Genomic DNA, 16,125 nt, shown 5'->3' with positions numbered 1-16,125 from the left:
AAGGGAGCAGTGCGCATGTACACCAAGGACGGCGAGAACTACTTCATCGTCGACAGCCACGTGCATCTCTGGGACGGCAGCCCGGAGAACCAGGCGAACCGGTACGGCAAGGGCTTCATCGAGTGCTTCTACGACTACCACCGCAACCTCTCCCCCGAGGAGTGGGTGTGGCCGCTGGAGAAGTTCGAGAAGTACGGCGAAGCCACCCTGATGAAGGACCTCTTCGAGGACGGCTACGTCGACAAGGCGATCTTCCAGCCTACGTACCTGACGGACTTCTTCACCAACGGGTTCAACACGACCGAACAGGACGGTTTCCTGGCCGAGCGACATCCCGACAAGTTCATCGTCAACGGCGCGTGGGATCCGCGGGACGGCGAGGCCGGCCTCGCCGCACTGGAACGGCTCGCGCAGCGGTGGAACCTTCGCGGCGTGAAGCTGTACACGGCCGAGTGGAAGGGCAGTTCGAAGGGCTGGAAGCTCACCGACGACTGGTCCTACCGGTACCTGGAGAAGTGCCAGGAACTGGGCATCCGCAACATCCACGTCCACAAGGGCCCGACGATCTACCCGCTCAACCGCGACGCGTTCGATGTCGCCGACGTGGATGACGTGGCCACCGCGTTCCCCGAGCTGAACTTCATCATCGAGCACGTCGGCCTGCCGCGACTCGAAGACTTCTGCTGGATCGCCACACAGGAACCGAATGTCTACGGCGGACTCGCCGTTGCGATGCCGTTCATCCACTCGCGGCCGCGCTACTTCGCCCAGGTCCTCATGGAGCTGCTGTACTGGCTGGACGAGAACCGCATCACCTTCGCCAGCGACTACGCCATCTGGCATCCGAAGTGGCTGATCGAGAAGTTCGTCGACTTCCAGGTGCCCGAGGACATGCAGGGCGAATACGGAACGCTTACTCCGGACGTCAAGCGCAAGATCCTCGGCGTCAACGCGGCCAAGCTCTACGACATCGAGGTGCCGCGGGAGGCCGCGGTTCCCGACGAGGTCACCGACAGCACCGAGGCGGTCGGCTCGGCGCCGGCGGTGCCGGCATGACGGCGACGACGAGCCTGGCCGAACGTGCGTGGGCAGCGCTCGCCACGGTGAACGATCCCGAGCTCGACCAGCCGATCACCGATCTCGGATTCGTGCTGGCGGCGACGGTGCACACCGCTGCGGCAGGCACGGGCGTGGACGTGCGACTGCGCCTGCCGACGTACTTCTGCGCACCGAACTTCGCCTACCTCATGGTCGCCGACGCCTACGACGCACTCGTGGCGTTGCCCGAGTTCGACTGGGCCGAGGTACGGCTCACCGACCACTTCGCGGCCGAGGAGATCAACGCGGGTGTGGCGGCACGCGACGGGTTCGCCGGCACGTTCGAGGGCCAGGCCGTCGGCGAACTCGACGAGCTGCGACACACCTTCCGCCGCAAGGCACACCTGGCCTGTCTGGAACGCACGTGCCGCAAGCTGCTCGACGACGGCTGGCGGATCGACGCGCTGGCACACACCACGCTAGGCCAGGTGCCCGCGTCGGCCGAACGGGACAGCCTCGTGCGGCGACGCCGCGAACTGGGCATTCCCGCGTCCGCGGAGACGCCGCTGTTCGTCGACGACTCGGGCGCCGCGATTCCCGAAGAGCAGGTTGAGCAGCGGCTGCGGTTCGCGAAGACCGTGCGCGTGAGCATCGACGGCAACACCGGCTGGTGCCGAGGCCTGCTGCGGACGCGATACGGCGACGGGCCGGTACCGCAGGATGACGCCGGAACACGGGAGGACGTTGCGACGCGAAAGGACGCACAGGCCCGGGAGGAACCAGGGAAGCAGGAGGCGTCATGAAGGCGGTACGACTGCACGAGTATCACCGGCAACCGACGATCGAACAGGTGCCGGACCCGGAGATCACGGGACCGTTCGACGTCATCGTGAAGATCGGCGGGGCAGGCGTGTGCCGCACGGATCTGCACATCATCGAGGAGCAGTGGCGTGACAAGTCCGGGGTCACGCTTCCTTACACGATCGGCCACGAGAACGCGGGCTGGGTGCACGCCGTGGGCAGCGCGGTGTCCAATGTGGCGCCGGGCGACACGGTGATCCTGCACCCCACACCGACGTGCGGGCTGTGTCGGGCGTGCCGCGCAGGCGACGACATGCACTGCCAGGACAACGCCTTTCCCGGAATCGACAGCGACGGCGGGATGGCGGAGTATCTGAAGACGTCGGCGCGAGCGTGCATCAAGCTCGACCCGTCGACGCGGCCGGAGGACGTCGCGGCGCTCGCGGACGCGGGTATCACGGCGTACCACGCCGTGCGCAAGGCCGCGGCGTTGCTGCCTCCCGGCACGACGTGCGTCGTCAACGGCGCGGGCGGCCTCGGGCACATCGGCATCCAGTCGCTGGCCGCGCTCACGGCGACGCGGATCGTCGTGGTCGACCGCAAGCCAGAGGCACTGAAGCTGGCCGAACAGCTCGGTGCGCACGAAACCGTGCAGGCCGACGGGTCGCACGTCGACACGGTTCTGGACCTGACGGGCGGACACGGTGCGGAGGTCGTGCTCGACTTCGTCGCCGAACAGGGCGCCCAGCAGGATGCGTTCGCCATGACCCGGCGCGCGGGTTCTCACTTCGTCATCGGCTACGGCAGCAACATCGACATCCCGACGATCGACATCATCTCCACCGAGCGCAGCGTCATCGGAAACCTGGTCGGCACCTACAACGACCTCGTCGAGCTCATGGTTCTCGCCGAGGCGGGCCAGGTCAGCCTTCACACCAAGCAGTATCCGCTCGACGCCGCACTCGACGCACTGGCCGATCTGGACGCAGGTGTGGTCAGTGGCCGAGCGATTCTCGTTCCCTGACTCGAGCGCGCGACGAGGCGCGCGGAACAGGAGTTGACCCCATGGCCAAGGATCTTCGCTTTGGCTCGGACGCCCGCGACCAACTCAGGATCGGCGTGGACAAACTCGCCGAAGCCGTGAAATCGACACTGGGCCCGAAGGGCCGCAATGTGATCATCGAGAAACTGACCGGCTCGCCCGACGTGACCAACGACGGGGTGACGATCGCGCGGGACATCCATCTGCACGACCCGTTCGAGAACATGGGTGCCCAGCTGGTCAAAGAAGCCGCGATCAAGACTAACGACATCGTCGGCGACGGCACCACGACCGCGACGGTGCTGGCGCAGGCGATCATCCACGAGGGCATGGACGCCATCACCAAGGGCGGCAACCCGGTGCTGGTCAAACGCGGCATCGACGTCGCCGTCGGCAGACTCGTGGAGCATCTGCAGGCGGTCGCGCACCCGCTGTCGACCGAGGACGACTTCGCCCGGGTGGCGACGATCTCGGCGAACAACGACGAGGCCGTCGGATCCGTCATCGCCAAGGCGCTGCACACGGTCGGCGACGGCGGCATCGTGACGGTCGAGGAGTCGCCGCAGATCGGCATGTCCGTCGACTTCGTCGAGGGGTTCGAGTTCGACAACGGTTACCTCTCGCCCTACCTGGTCACCGATCCCGGCAGGCTCGAGGCGATCGTCGAGGACCCGTACATCCTGCTGTGCGCCGAGAAGATCACCAAGGTGCAGGAGCTGATGCCGCTGCTCGACAAGATCATGCGGGCACCGCGGCCGCTCGTCGTGATCGCGGAGAACGTCGAGGGCACGGCACTGTCGATGCTGGTGCACAACCACACCAACGGCACGTTCCAGTCGGTGGCCGTGCGTGCGCCGGGATTCGGCGACCGGCGGCTGCACAAACTCGAGGACATCGCAGCCGTGACGGGTGGCGCGGTGCTGTCGCGGCAGTCCGGGTTCACGCTGGAGAACCTGACGCTCGACCAGCTGGGCCGGGCGCGCAGGGTCCGGGTCGACGAACACAGCACGACGATCGTCGACGGCGGCGGTTCGGAGGACGACGTCGCGTTCCGCGTGGGCCAACTGCGGGCGGAACTGGAACGTGCGCAGTACGGCTTCGACGAGGACGTGCTGCAGGAACGCATCGGCGCGCTCACCGGCAAGGTCGCGGTGATCCGCGTCGGCGCCGCGACCCCGGCCGAGCTGAAAGAACTGCAGCATCGCGTGGAGGACGCGCTGTCGGCCACGCGCGCGGCGATGGCCGAGGGCATCGTCGCAGGCGGCGGCGCGGCGTTCCTGCACGCCGAACGGGTCCTCGACGGCCACGGACTCGACGGCGACTACGCGATCGGGGCCGACATCGTGCGGCGTGCGCTGAGCGAACCGGCGCGCCTCATCGCGGGAAACGCGGGCTACCCGGGCGACGACATCGTCTCCTACAGCCGCGGCCTCGGCGTCGACGAAGGGTTCGACGCGCTCGGCAACCGCTACGGGAACATGATCGAGCTGGGCATCCTCGACCCGCTACGCGTCGCGCGGTCGGCGTTGCAGAACGGCGCCTCGGTGGCCGGGCTGCTGCTGACGACGAACTCGCTCATCGCCGAGCAGCAGACACCGTGGGGCGGCTCCCCCGCGTTGATGAGCGAGATCGGCGAGCTCGACGAGGGGCTGCGCCAGCCGTCACCCGATCCGAGCACGCCGCAGTCGCTGGGCATGGGTCCGTCGGTGGGCTGAGCCCGGCGCACCCGCCGGGGAAGAGCCGGCCGGGCCGGCTTCGGCCGGCACCGGCCGACCTGGCCGTGGACCGGCGAGTCGCGGCGTCTCGGTCCACGGCCAGGGCCTCGTTCGGCTCAGGTTTTCGCAGGCGAGCGGCAGGGTATCCAATGAGACTCGCCCGCTCGGGAGTGGCGAGAATGCGCCGGCTCTTCGCTAGCCGGCGGGGAACCCGTCGCCGTCGGGGGCGACGGGTTCCGCGCGCGTGGGCAACGGCGGACCGGCGGCCTGCCCCCGCGGACTACTTCACCGCCATCTCGCCCAGTTCCGACCAACCCTCCTGGTCGACCGTCGTGTTGATCACCCGCGGGGTTTCGGCGAGGTACGGCGGCAGCGTCTGCTGCGCGGCCTTGAAGTGTTCCGAGTTGACGTGTGCGGCGCCGGCGTCGCCGTCCCGGAACGCCTCCACGAGCACGTACTCGTTCGGGTTGTCGAGGCTGCGTGACCACTCGAACCACAGGCAGCCCGGCTCGTTGCGCGTGGCGTGCGTGAAGGCCTTCGAGATCTCGGGCCAGCGGTCGGCGTGCTCGGGTTTGACCCGGAACTTGGCGGTAATGAAGATCATCGCTTCGTCTCCTCGTCGTTGGGTGCGCCCCGGTGACCGGGGCGTCAGGGGGTGAGGATGGCGCGACCGCGGATGCGGCCCGCTTCCAGATCGTCGATGGCGTCCTGGAAACGTTCCAACGGATACTTACTGGTGTGCAGCCGCACCTTGCCCTGTGCGGCCAACACCATCAACTCGCACAGATCGTTGTACGAACCCACCAGGTTGCCGATGAAGTTGATCTCGGTCGAGATGATGTCGATCGTCGGGATGTCGATGTTCTCGCCATATCCCACCACGTGATAGTCGCCTGCGCGACGCAGCATGCGCACGCCCTCGGCGGTCGCGCCGCCCTCGCCGACGAAGTCGACGACGACCTCCGCTCCGTTGCCGCCGGTCAGCTCCAGCACCTGCGCCACGTGTGTGCCGTCGGCGACCACACCGTGGTCGGCCCCGATGGACACCGCGAGCTTCACGGCCTCGGCGTTGCGGTCGACGACGATGAGTTCCGCCGCGGTGAGCGCCTCGAGCACCTGGATGCCGATGTGGCCCAGGCCGCCTGCACCGATGACCACACACCGGTCGCCGGGCCGCAACGTCCGGGCCGCCTTGGCCGCCGCGTGATAGGCCGTCAGCCCGGCGTCGGCGAGCGCGGCCACGTCGGCGGGCTCCAGCGAGTCGTCGATCTTGACGACGCTGCGTGCCGATGTCTTGAGGTACTCGGCGTAGCCACCGTGGGTGTCGATTCCTGGGAACAGGCTCTGCCGGCAATGCACGTCGTCACCCGACCGGCAGGCTCGGCACAGACCGCACGTCACCAGTGGGTGCACGATGACCTTGTCGCCCTCGGCCACGTTGGTGACCGCGCTTCCCACGGCGTGCACCCAGCCCGCGTTCTCGTGACCGATCGTGTAAGGCAGCGTGACCCCGGACTTCTCCGCCCACTGGCCCTCGAGGATGTGGATGTCCGTACGGCACACCCCGGCGCCGCCGATCTGCACCACGACGTCGTAGGGCCCGGCGGGCTCGGGCATCGGCACCTCGGCCGGCTGCAGCTTCTCGTGATAGCCGACCACCTGAATCGCTTTCATGACACCTTCTCCTGGAATGCTCGGGGCGACTGGTCGGCCGCCGAATCGGGGTAACGGGTGCGCAGCAGGCCACGGCAGAAGTGCGCGTTGCCGTCCATCGACACCCGCAGCGAACGCGCGACCCGCAACCGCCACGGCACCTCCTCGCGTGGACAGGGCTCGCCGTCCTGGCCGACCAGCGCGGGCCGATCGCCGCCGGTGGGGAGCCCGAGCGTGCGCCGATGCCGCAGCAGCGCGCGAGTGGCGTCGTCGTCGGGAAGGTCGCCCAGCGTGACGTCGTGCAGACCCTCCTCTGGCAGCTCGGGATGTGCACGCAGATATCGCGTGAGCACCCGCTCCATCGCCGCCGTGTGCGCCTTGCGCCGGAACGTCGTGCGCAGCTCGTCGAGGTCCTCCTCGGCCTCGTCACCGAACGTGCCGCGGTAGCCGGCGTCGGCAGCCAGTCCGCGGTTGATGATCTCCGAGTCGTGGTGGTCGTCCAGTCGCACCGTGACGGGCATTCCCAGCGGCAGCAACGCATCCTTCGCATCCGATGCCATGAGATAGGCGAAGTTCGGCGCGCAGAACGACGTCGGCAGCCGCAGGTGCACCACCAGCTCGCCGTCGGTGACCTCCGCCGACCGGACGAACCCGAGATCGGTGATCGGCTCGTCGAGTTCGGGGTCGACGACGGTGCCGAGTGCCTCGCGTGCTCGCCCCAGGACATCCGCGTCCGCAGCACCGGCCGTGGCCGCAGTATCGGCCGTGGCCTCCGTGCCGGCGTGCTCGTTGGCCGCGGCACGCATCACGCCACCGCCACGGCTTCGGTCCTGCCCGCCGAGTCGTCCGCCGGCAGCCGGCACTCGGCAGGCACGTCGATGTCGTACATCCTCGCCGCGTTGAGACCGAGGATCTTCTTCTTCTGCGCCGTGGTCAGCGGCGCGTACTCGGTCATGTCCCCCGGGATCCGGAAGTCGACGAACTTCTCGACGAGCCACTTCGGCGTCCAGATCGCGTAATCGCTGGAGAACTGGATGCGGTCCTCGTCCAGCCAGTACAGCAGCTCACCGATGATCTGGGCGAAGTACCGCGGCCGCGAGTGGATGAACGGCATCGCCACGGCCAGACCCGCGTGCACGTTCGGCTCCTGCGTGGCGATCCAGCAGAAGTCCTCGAGCCGCGGCAGGCCGCAGTGCTCGACGACGAAGTTCAGGTCGGTGAAGTCCGTGGCGACCTTGTCGATGTCGGCCACGTCGAAGGCGTCGCGGTCGAGCGGGCGGATCGTCGGGCCCTTGTGGATGTGAATGTTGCGGATGCCCAGCTCCTGACACGTCTCCAGGTACCGGTAGGACCACGGGTCGTCGAGCTTGTAACCGCGCGAATCGCCCTGCCACTCGGCGGTGTAGAGCTTGACGCCCTTCAACCCGAACCGTTCGGCGTCGCGCTTGAGCTGGTCGAGTCCCGCCTCCTCGAACCTCGGATCCCAGCAGTGGTTGTAGGTCAGCTTGTCCGGATGCCGCTGCGCGAGCGCGAACGCCTCCTCCGTCTGACCGAACCCGTTGTTGTAGAAGGCGCTCAGCAGTGCGGGCTGGAAGATCGCATGGTCCACATAACCTTCGGTGAACAGATCATGCATCAACCGCTGCCCGCCCTGGTACAGGTACTCCTCGTACGGCCACACCTCCGATTCCGGGCTCAGGTTGCGGTGGTAGTCGTAGAAGCAGTCGATGAACTGCTTTCCGTGGATGTTGCGCTGGTTCTCGGGACGGGCGTCCCAGAGCGCGACGTGCGCGTCGAGAATGAAGTACTTCTCGCCGTCCTTGGTGTACATCGGTCTCCTCCCGTACGTGGCGCCGGTGGCACGCGATGCGGGAACGCTACGAGCGCCCGCGGCCCACGGGGACCCCATGTGTGTCTCACTTTGAGACAGCCGAGCGGCTGAGTTCGCGCCCGCGCTGTGGTTGTCTGTCCCGGATAGGCGCAACGACGCGCTCAGGAGGCTCGACATGCACCGCGACGACTTCGCGCTCTCCTCCGACCCACCGGGCAGAACACCCCGGCTCCGTGCATCCTGGCGCCGTAGCGAGCGCTACGGTCTCGCCGACGACGAGATCCGGCCGGTGTTCACGGGTTCGGTCGACACCGAATCGCTGCTGTACGAATGCGGCAGCGAGGTACTGCGCGGCCTGCAGCGGACACTGGCGAACGAACCGGTCAGCATGATGATCACCGACCCGGACGGGCTCGTGCTGAGCAGGTTGTCGGAGGACGCCACGATCAACCGCTCGCTGGATCGCGTGCACCTGGCCCCGGGGTTCTACTTCGCCGAACGCAATGCCGGCACGAACGGCCTCGGCCTCGCACTGGCCGACCGTGCGCCGTCGCTGGTCCGCGCCGACGAGCACTACTGCACCGGCCTGCGCGGATACACCTGTGCGGCCGCACCGGTGGTCGACCCGTCGGGCGATGTCGCGGGCAGCGTCAACCTCACGACCTGGTCCGATTCCGCACCGGAACTGCTGATGGCGCTGGCCCAGTCGGCGGCGGCCAACACGTCGGCACTGATGCTGGCCAGAGGCGCAGGCAGGGCCGCTCCGCCCACACCGCACGGCGAGGTGTTCCGCGTCTACGCCGACCGCTCGCGCGCACCCGAGGAGGGACTGCCCACCTCGGGCTGGCGCAGTGCGTTCACCGAGGCGTACACGGCGTTCCGGCGCGGACTCGCGGTCGCCATGGTCGGCGAACCGGGCACAGGCAAGACCGCGCTCGCGTCCCTGGCACGCCGCGAACTGCGCCGCGAACGAGTGTTGAGCGCCCGGCCGCCGGCGCCCGATGACGTCGAGTCGTGGTTCGAGCTGTGGGTTCCCGAGCTCGGCAAGGACAGCACGTGCGTGATCGTGTCCGGAGTGGACGAATTGCCCGCGTGGGCCACCACCGAGCTCGCGCAGGTGTTCACCCGGGTGCGGGCCACCGACGACCTGCAGCCCTACGTGGTCACGGCCGGTTCGGCCGACACCCTGCCGGCCGAGCTCCGCGAGCTGATCGACGTGGTGGTCGAGGTGCCGGCGCTGCGGTTCCGGCCGGCCGACGTCATGCCGCTGGCCAGGCATTTCGCACATCAGGCGCGCGGCCGCGAGATAGCCTTCACCCCGGCGGCCGCGCGTGCGCTGGTGGCGTTCGACTGGCCGGGCAACGTCCGCAGCCTCCGCCGGGTCGTCCGCGATGCGGCCGCCAGGACCGACCGTGTCGACCTCCACCATCTGGCGCCCGAGGTGTTCACCGGACCGGGCCACCCGCTGACCAGGTTGCAGTCGGTGGAACGCGACGAGATCGTCCGCTGTCTGACCGAACCGGGCACGACCGTCACCGACGCGGCCGAGCAACTGGGTCTCGGCAGAGCCACGATCTACCGCAAGATCCGCCAGTACCGCATCACGGTCCCCGACCGCACTTCCTGAGCGATCCGGGACGCCCCGGAGCATCCCGGTCGGGCCGGGAGCGAGCACCGTTCCCTCGTTCGAGGCGCGGCCCCGCCTCGCGTGGCGGCACCGGCGAACGTGGCGGCACCGGCGAACGTGGCACGAGGCCCGTCCGCCGGTGCATCCACAGTGGACTCGTCGGCGAACGGGCCTCGCGGGTCGGGGTGGTCGGGTTCGCAGGTTGCCGGGCCTGCGGGCTGGTCAGCAGCGGCCCAGCTCGGCGAGTTCCTCGTCGGTGAGCAGCCGGGACCGGATCAGGAACCGCACGCCCTCCGGTGCCTCGAGCGAGAATCCGCTGCCACGCCCTGTCACCACGTCGATGGTCAGATGCGTGTGCTGCCAGTACTCGAACTGCGCCCGCGACATCCACACCGGAACGGGCTCGGCCACCCCGGCGACGTCGAGGTCGCCGAGGTGGACGTCCGCCCCGCCGGTGCGGAACTCACCGGCCGGATAGCACATGGGAGCGCTGCCGTCACAGCAGCCGCCGGACTGGTGGAACATCAGCGGCCCGTGTTCTCCGGCCAGCCGTCGCAGCAGGTCCGCCGCGGCTTCGGTGAGATCCACTCTGCTCATGGCCGTCAGAAGAAGCCCTGCGCGTCCGGCGAGTACGACACCAGCAGGTTCTTCGTCTGCTGGTAGTGGTCGAGCATCATCCGGTGGTTCTCGCGCCCGATGCCGGACTGCTTGTACCCGCCGAACGCCGCGTGCGCGGGGTACGCGTGGTAGCAGTTCGTCCACACGCGACCGGCCTCGATGTCACGGCCGGCGCGGAACGCCGTGTTGCCGTCGCGCGACCACACGCCCGCGCCGAGTCCGTACAGCGTGTCGTTGGCGGTCTTGATCGCGTCGTCGTAGTCGTCGAACTTGGCCACCGACACCACCGGCCCGAAGATCTCCTCCTGGAAGATCCGCATCTTGTTGTCGCCTGCGAACACGGTCGGCTTGACGTAGTAGCCGCCGGACAACTCGCCGCCGAGGTCGGCCTTCTCGCCGCCGGTGAGGACCTTCGCGCCCTCCTGCCTGCCGATGTCGATGTAGGACAGGATCTTCTCGAACTGGTCGTTCGAGGCCTGCGCACCGATCATGGTGTCGGTGTCGAGCGGGTTGCCCTGCTGGATCTTCTCGACACGGGCGACACCGTCGGTGAGGAACCTGTCGTAGATCGAGGCCTGCACCAGCGCGCGCGACGGGCAGGTGCACACCTCGCCCTGGTTGAGGGCGAACATCGCGAAGCCCTCCTGCGCCTTGTTGTAGAAGGCGTCGTCGGCCGCGGCGACGTCGGAGAAGAAGATGTTGGGGCTCTTGCCGCCGAGCTCGAGCGTCACCGGGATGATGTTCTCGCTGGCGTACTGCATGATCAGCCGGCCCGTGGTGGTCTCACCCGTGAAGGCCACCTTGCGGATGCCCGGGTGCTGGGCGAGCGGCTTGCCCGCTTCGGCGCCGAAGCCGTTGACGATGTTCACCACGCCCGCGGGCAGCAGGTCGGCGATCAGCGAGAGCAGCACGTGGATCGAGGCCGGGGTCTGCTCGGCGGGCTTAAGCACCACGCAGTTGCCCGCGGCAAGCGCGGGAGCGAGCTTCCACGTCGCCATGAGGATCGGGAAGTTCCACGGGATGATCTGCCCGACGACGCCGAGCGGCTCGTGGAAGTGGTACGCCACGGTGTCGGCGTCGAGCTGCGAGATCGAGCCTTCCTGGGCGCGGATCGCACCGGCGAAGTAGCGGAAGTGGTCGACGGCCAGCGGGATGTCGGCGACGAGCGTCTCGCGGACGGGCTTGCCGTTCTCCCAGCTCTCGGCCACGGCGATCGCCTCGAGGTTGGCCTCCATCCGGTCGGCGATCTGGTTGAGCAGCGCGGCACGCTCGGCCGGCGACGTGCGGCCCCATGCGTCGGCGGCACCGGTCGCGGCGGTCACGGCGCGGTCGACGTCCTCGGACGTGCCGCGGGCGACCTCGGTGAACACCTTTCCGGTGACCGGTGTCGGATTCTCGAAGTACTGGCCCTTGGCCGGCGGCACGTACTCCCCACCGATGAAGTGGTCGTACCGCGCTTCGAACGCGACGACGCTGCCTGGCTGTCCCGGTGCGGCGTAAGTGGTCATCCGAAAAGAGCCTCTCTGCTCGATTTCACTGCCTTCGACGCCGAACGTAGGAAGCGCCACGTTGCAGACGCGTTGCACCATCACGCCTGCTACGCGGCGCGCACCGGGCGGGTGGCGCGAAGGGTCACCTCGTGCCATTTCCTTGCCCTCGGCAGCGCGAGCGGGGCATGCTCGAACGACAGCACCGCCCGTCAACGTCGCCGTAGCGGAGTGTCCATGAGATCCCAACCCGCCCCGAACGCACTGCACAGCGTGTCGGATCCGATCGCGCAGCAGCGAGTGCTGCAGCAGATCCGCGACGCCGCGCTCAGTGACGAGGAGCTCGGCGGCGCGGGCGGTCGGGCGGCACCGCGCACGGTCATCTCGGAGTCCTGGCGCCGGTCGCTGGCCACCGGCGTGGACCCGGACGACTACCGGCCACCACTGGTCTACGACGGCGACGAGATCGACGACGTGCGCGAATCCCATCCGCTGCACACGGTCCTGCCGCCGCTACGGGAACTACTGGTGAGTATCGCCGACGAGTCGCAGCACATCACGATCGTCACCGACGCCGAGGGCACGATCCTGTGGCGGGAGGGCCCTTCCGGAGTGTGCCGACTGGCCGACACGGTGGGACTGCACGAGGGCACGAGGTGGGCCGAGTCGGCGATCGGCACCAACGCCATGGGGACCGCACTCGCCACGAACTCACCGGTGCAGATCTACTCGGCCGAGCACCTCGTCCGCACTTACCACTCGTGGACGTGCGCCGCGGCTCCGATCCACGACCCCGACACCGGCAGGGTGCTGGGCGCCATCGACATCAGCGGCAGGCTGGACACGCTGCATCCGGCGATGGTGTCGCTGGTCAACGCCACCGCGCAGGTCGCGGAGAACCATCTGCGGCTGCGCATGGAGGATGCCGACGAACGCCTGCGCAGGCGGAACCTGCCCCGGCTCGAACGGCTCGGCGGCGAACCCGGCGCCCTGATCACGACGTCCGGCAGGGTCGTCGCGGCGAATCCGCTCGGGACGTTCCCCCACCGCATCGCCGTCGACCCCGGCAGCGACCGGATCGACCTGGACGGCCGCGAGGCGCTGCTCGAACCGCTGTCGGGCGGCTACCTGCTCCGGCTGCCGCACCGGGGCCGGAAGACGATCTCCGCGCGCCCGGCCTCGCCGACGCTGCGACTGTCGTTCCTCGGCACGGCGCCCGAGGCGCAGCTGGACGGCCGCACGGTGCCGTTGACCCTGCGCCGCGCCGAGATCCTCGCCCTGCTGGCGCTGCATCCCGCCGGGCTGACCGCGGACCAGCTGGCGTTGCACCTCTACGGTGACGCCGGCAATCCCACGACGGTGCGCGCCGAGGTGCACCGCCTGCGTACCGAGCTCGGCGAGGCCCTGCTCGCCAAGCCGTATCGGCTCGCCGCCGACGTCGACGCCGACTTCCTGCGCGTGCGCGACGCCCTCGCCGCGGGTGAGGTCGCGAGCGCGGCCTCGATCGCGACCGCACCGCTGCTGTCCCGGTCCGAATCGCCGACGATCAGGGCCGAGCGTGAACAGCGGACCGTGGCCCTCCGCACGGCCGTGCTCGACAGCCGCGACCCCGATGCGCTGTGGGCGTTGTCCGAGGGCGAACCGGGCCGCGACGACGTCGAGGTGTTCGAACACCTCACGCGGGTCCTTCCGGCGGGCGACCCACGTCGCCCGGTCGCGGACGCCCGGCTGGCCTGGCTCCTCGACAGCGACGACGATGACTGACACGGCGCGCGGTGCCCGATGACGGTCACCGCGGGCCGACGGTCGACGGCGGTCATCACCGGCCGCCGTCGGCGATCCACGACCGGACACCGCGTACGACGCGGGACGCCTGCCACGTCACTGCAACGTCGGTGCAACGTCCCCGGCTCTAGATTCGCTGCACATAGATTCGACACCCGATACCGGCTTCACGGACGAAGGCAGGTGGTGGCGGTGACGCTTCCCGACCAGGTGGAACTCGACCCACGGCGGGACTATCCGCTCGCGGCCCACCGGCCGGAGCTGCTCCGCACTCCGACCGGCAAGCCGATCGACGAGCTGACCATGGAGGCCGTGCTCTCGGGCGACGTGGCCGCCGAGGATCTGCGCATCTCCCCGGACACGCTGCGGTTGCAGGCACGGATCGCCGAGCAGGTGGGGCGCACCCAGCTGGCACGCAACTTCCGCCGAGCCGCCGAGCTGACCGCACTGCCCGACGACCTCGTCCTGTCGATCTACAACTCACTGCGGCCGAACGCGTCGACGAAGCAGCAGCTCACCGACATCGCCGACCGGCTCGAACGCGAGTATTCCGCGACCCTGTGCGCCGAACTGGTGCGCGAGGCCGCCGACGTCTACGAACGCCGCGACATCCTGGCCTGACGACCGTGGCGGCGACGGCCACCACAGCAGCACAGCCACAACCGCACAACACCACAACCGCGGAGCACCGCGAACGGACGAACCACGGTCCCGGAACCTCCTGGACCCCGGAACTGCCCACTCCCGGGACAGCTCGCCCCAGCACACCTCACCCGGAACAACTCAACCTCCGCACGCGCAGCAAGGAGATCCGACGATGACTGCGGAACCGCTTGCGGTATCGACTCCGAAGTCCCACCGCACCGAGGCGCTCGAGGAGCGGCCGGTCAACCTCGACGGGTTCGTCGAGGAATGGCCCGAGGTCGGCATGGTGGCGATGGACAGTCCGTACGACCCGGCACCGAGCGTGCGGGTGGACGGCGGCGTCATCGTGGAGATGGACGGCAGGCCGCGCGCCGAGTTCGACTTCCTCGACCAGTTCATCGCCGACCACGCGATCGACGTGTCGGTGACCGAACGCGCCATGTCGCTCGAACCGGTCGAGGTGGCGCGCATGCTCGTCGACCCGACGGTGACGCGGTCGGAGGTCGTCGAGGTCGCGGGCGGTCTCACGCCCGCCGCGCTGCTCGAGGTCGTCAAGACGATGAACGTCGTCGAGATGATGCAGGCGCTGCAGAAGATGCGGGCGCGGCGTACCCCCGCCAACCAGGCGCATTCCACCAGTGCACGCGACAACCCGGTGCAGGTCGCCGCCGAGGCGGCCGAGGCGTCGCTGCGGGGGTTCCGGGAGCTGGAGACGACGCTGGGCGTGGTGCGCTACGCGCCACTCGTGGCGATCGCACTGCAGGTCGGAGCGCTGGCCGGTACACCGGGCGCACTCACCCAGTGCGCCCTCGAAGAGGCCACCGAGCTGGAGCTGGGCATGCGCGGTATCACCGCCTACGCCGAAACGATCTCCGTGTACGGCACCGAGCCGGTGTTCTGCGACGGGGACGACACGCCGTGGTCGAAGGCGTTCCTGGCGTCGGCCTACGCCTCGCGGGGCATCAAGATGCGCTTCACGTCCGGCACCGGGTCCGAGGTGCAGATGGGTAACGCCGAGGGCCGTTCGATGCTGTACCTGGAGATCCGGTGCATCCTCGTGGCGAAGGGTGCGGGCGTGCAGGGCCTGCAGAACGGGTCGATCAGCTGCATCGGCGTCCCCGGTGCGGTACCGGCCGGTATCCGCGCGGTGCTCGCGGAGAACCTGCTCGCCAGCACGGCCGACCTCGAATGCGCATCCGGCAACGACCAGTCGTTCTCGCACTCGGACATGCGCCGCACCGCGCGACTGCTGCCGCAACTGCTCTCGGGGACGGACTTCGTGTGCTCCGGCTATTCGGCGGTTCCCAACTACGACAACATGTTCGCCGGGTCCAATCTGGACTCCACGGACTACGACGACTGGAACACCATCCAACGCGACCTGCAGGTCGACGGGGCGCTGCGACACGTTCCCGAGGAGGAACTGCTCGCCGCGCGCAGCAGGGCGGCACGCGCGTTGCAGGCCGTGTTCGCTCAGCTCGGCCTGACGACCATCACCGACAAGGAGGTCGACGCGGCGACCTACGCCCACGGCAGCCAGGACCTGCCGATGCGGGACGTGCTGGAGGACCTCAAGGCCGCCCAGTCGGTCATGGATCGGGGGATCACCGGACTCGACGTGATCAAGGCACTCGAGACGTCCGGCTACAGCGACATGGCCAGGACGCTGCTGTCGGTGCTGCGGCACCGGGTCTCCGGCGACCTGCTGCACACGTCGGCGATCCTCACGTCCGACCTGGAGACGCTGTCGGCGGTCAACGACGCCAACGACTACGCGGGTCCGGGCAGCGGCTACCGCCCCGCCGGCGAACGCTGGCGCGAGATGAAACGCCTTCGCCACGTCGTCAGCGCCAGCAACCCCGAAGAGGAAATCGGCTGAAAGG

At 68.8% G+C, this 16,125-nt stretch carries 14 protein-coding genes; 8 read left to right on the top strand and 6 right to left on the bottom strand.

The features are described from left to right. The first annotated feature begins 15 nt into the window (after positions 1 to 15). Genes LY12_RS17965 through groL form a run of 4 tightly spaced genes read left to right on the top strand, consistent with a single transcriptional unit; the run spans position 16 to position 4,596 of the window. On the top strand, positions 16 to 1,056 hold the full coding sequence (locus LY12_RS17965; RefSeq protein ID WP_253858217.1) for an amidohydrolase family protein: 1,041 nt from the start codon (positions 16 to 18) through the stop codon (positions 1,054 to 1,056). Next, positions 1,053 to 1,841, top strand: coding sequence for an iron-sulfur cluster assembly protein (locus tag LY12_RS17960; protein ID WP_253858215.1), 789 nt, complete (start codon positions 1,053 to 1,055; stop codon positions 1,839 to 1,841). Before LY12_RS17965 ends, LY12_RS17960 begins: the two co-directional genes overlap by 4 nt. Continuing rightward, positions 1,838 to 2,863 (top strand): NAD(P)-dependent alcohol dehydrogenase, encoded by a 1,026-nt coding sequence (locus tag LY12_RS17955; RefSeq protein ID WP_253858214.1) that lies wholly within the window; start codon positions 1,838 to 1,840, stop codon positions 2,861 to 2,863. The genes LY12_RS17960 and LY12_RS17955 overlap by 4 nt, the downstream gene beginning before the upstream one ends. Positions 2,864 to 2,904: 41 nt before the next feature. After that, complete coding sequence (groL, locus tag LY12_RS17950) at positions 2,905 to 4,596, top strand: chaperonin GroEL (protein WP_253858213.1); 1,692 nt, start codon at positions 2,905 to 2,907, stop codon at positions 4,594 to 4,596. A gap of 280 nt (positions 4,597 to 4,876) precedes the next feature. Here groL and LY12_RS17945 read toward each other — a convergent pair whose 3' ends face one another. The 4 genes from LY12_RS17945 to LY12_RS17930 are packed head-to-tail and all read right to left on the bottom strand — an operon-like array spanning position 4,877 to position 8,080. Then, positions 4,877 to 5,200: a putative quinol monooxygenase gene (locus LY12_RS17945; protein ID WP_253858212.1), complete on the bottom strand. Its 324-nt coding sequence runs from the start codon at positions 5,198 to 5,200 to the stop codon at positions 4,877 to 4,879. Positions 5,201 to 5,244: 44 nt separating this feature from the next. Continuing rightward, positions 5,245 to 6,270, bottom strand: coding sequence for an NAD(P)-dependent alcohol dehydrogenase (locus LY12_RS17940; protein WP_253858211.1), 1,026 nt, complete (start codon positions 6,268 to 6,270; stop codon positions 5,245 to 5,247). After that, a complete protein-coding gene (locus tag LY12_RS17935) occupies positions 6,267 to 7,055 on the bottom strand; it encodes an iron-sulfur cluster assembly protein (protein ID WP_253858210.1) in 789 nt (262 codons plus the stop codon). The genes LY12_RS17940 and LY12_RS17935 overlap by 4 nt, the downstream gene beginning before the upstream one ends. Then, the gene (locus LY12_RS17930) at positions 7,055 to 8,080 is read right to left on the bottom strand and encodes an amidohydrolase family protein (protein WP_253858209.1); all 1,026 of its coding nucleotides are present in this window, start codon (positions 8,078 to 8,080) and stop codon (positions 7,055 to 7,057) included. Before LY12_RS17930 ends, LY12_RS17935 begins: the two co-directional genes overlap by 1 nt. A gap of 175 nt (positions 8,081 to 8,255) precedes the next feature. Between LY12_RS17930 and LY12_RS17925 the strand changes: the two genes are divergently transcribed. Then, complete coding sequence (locus LY12_RS17925; protein ID WP_253858208.1) at positions 8,256 to 9,707, top strand: AAA-type ATPase lid domain-containing protein; 1,452 nt, start codon at positions 8,256 to 8,258, stop codon at positions 9,705 to 9,707. 222 nt (positions 9,708 to 9,929) lie between these two features. Here LY12_RS17925 and LY12_RS17920 read toward each other — a convergent pair whose 3' ends face one another. After that, positions 9,930 to 10,304, bottom strand: coding sequence for a DUF779 domain-containing protein (locus LY12_RS17920; protein WP_253858207.1), 375 nt, complete (start codon positions 10,302 to 10,304; stop codon positions 9,930 to 9,932). A gap of 5 nt (positions 10,305 to 10,309) precedes the next feature. Beyond that, positions 10,310 to 11,833, bottom strand: coding sequence for an acetaldehyde dehydrogenase ExaC (gene exaC / locus LY12_RS17915; protein WP_253858206.1), 1,524 nt, complete (start codon positions 11,831 to 11,833; stop codon positions 10,310 to 10,312). A 216-nt stretch (positions 11,834 to 12,049) separates the two neighbouring features. On the opposite strand from exaC, the gene LY12_RS17910 reads away from it, so the two are divergent. The 3 genes from LY12_RS17910 to LY12_RS17900 all read left to right on the top strand — a co-directional run bounded on the left by LY12_RS17910 (position 12,050) and on the right by LY12_RS17900 (position 16,121). After that, complete coding sequence (locus LY12_RS17910; RefSeq protein ID WP_253858205.1) at positions 12,050 to 13,576, top strand: helix-turn-helix domain-containing protein; 1,527 nt, start codon at positions 12,050 to 12,052, stop codon at positions 13,574 to 13,576. A gap of 213 nt (positions 13,577 to 13,789) precedes the next feature. Next, positions 13,790 to 14,218, top strand: coding sequence for a diol dehydratase small subunit (locus LY12_RS17905; protein WP_253858204.1), 429 nt, complete (start codon positions 13,790 to 13,792; stop codon positions 14,216 to 14,218). A 196-nt stretch (positions 14,219 to 14,414) separates the two neighbouring features. Continuing rightward, positions 14,415 to 16,121 (top strand): propanediol/glycerol family dehydratase large subunit, encoded by a 1,707-nt coding sequence (locus LY12_RS17900; protein ID WP_253858203.1) that lies wholly within the window; start codon positions 14,415 to 14,417, stop codon positions 16,119 to 16,121. The last annotated feature ends 4 nt before the right edge of the window (positions 16,122 to 16,125 follow it).

The sequence above is a fragment of the Prauserella alba genome (assembly GCF_024171735.1).
Lineage (GTDB): Bacteria > Actinomycetota > Actinomycetes > Mycobacteriales > Pseudonocardiaceae > Prauserella > Prauserella alba.
The sequence above is the reverse complement of the archived record's forward strand: the minus strand, read 5'-3'. Positions and strand labels throughout refer to the sequence as shown.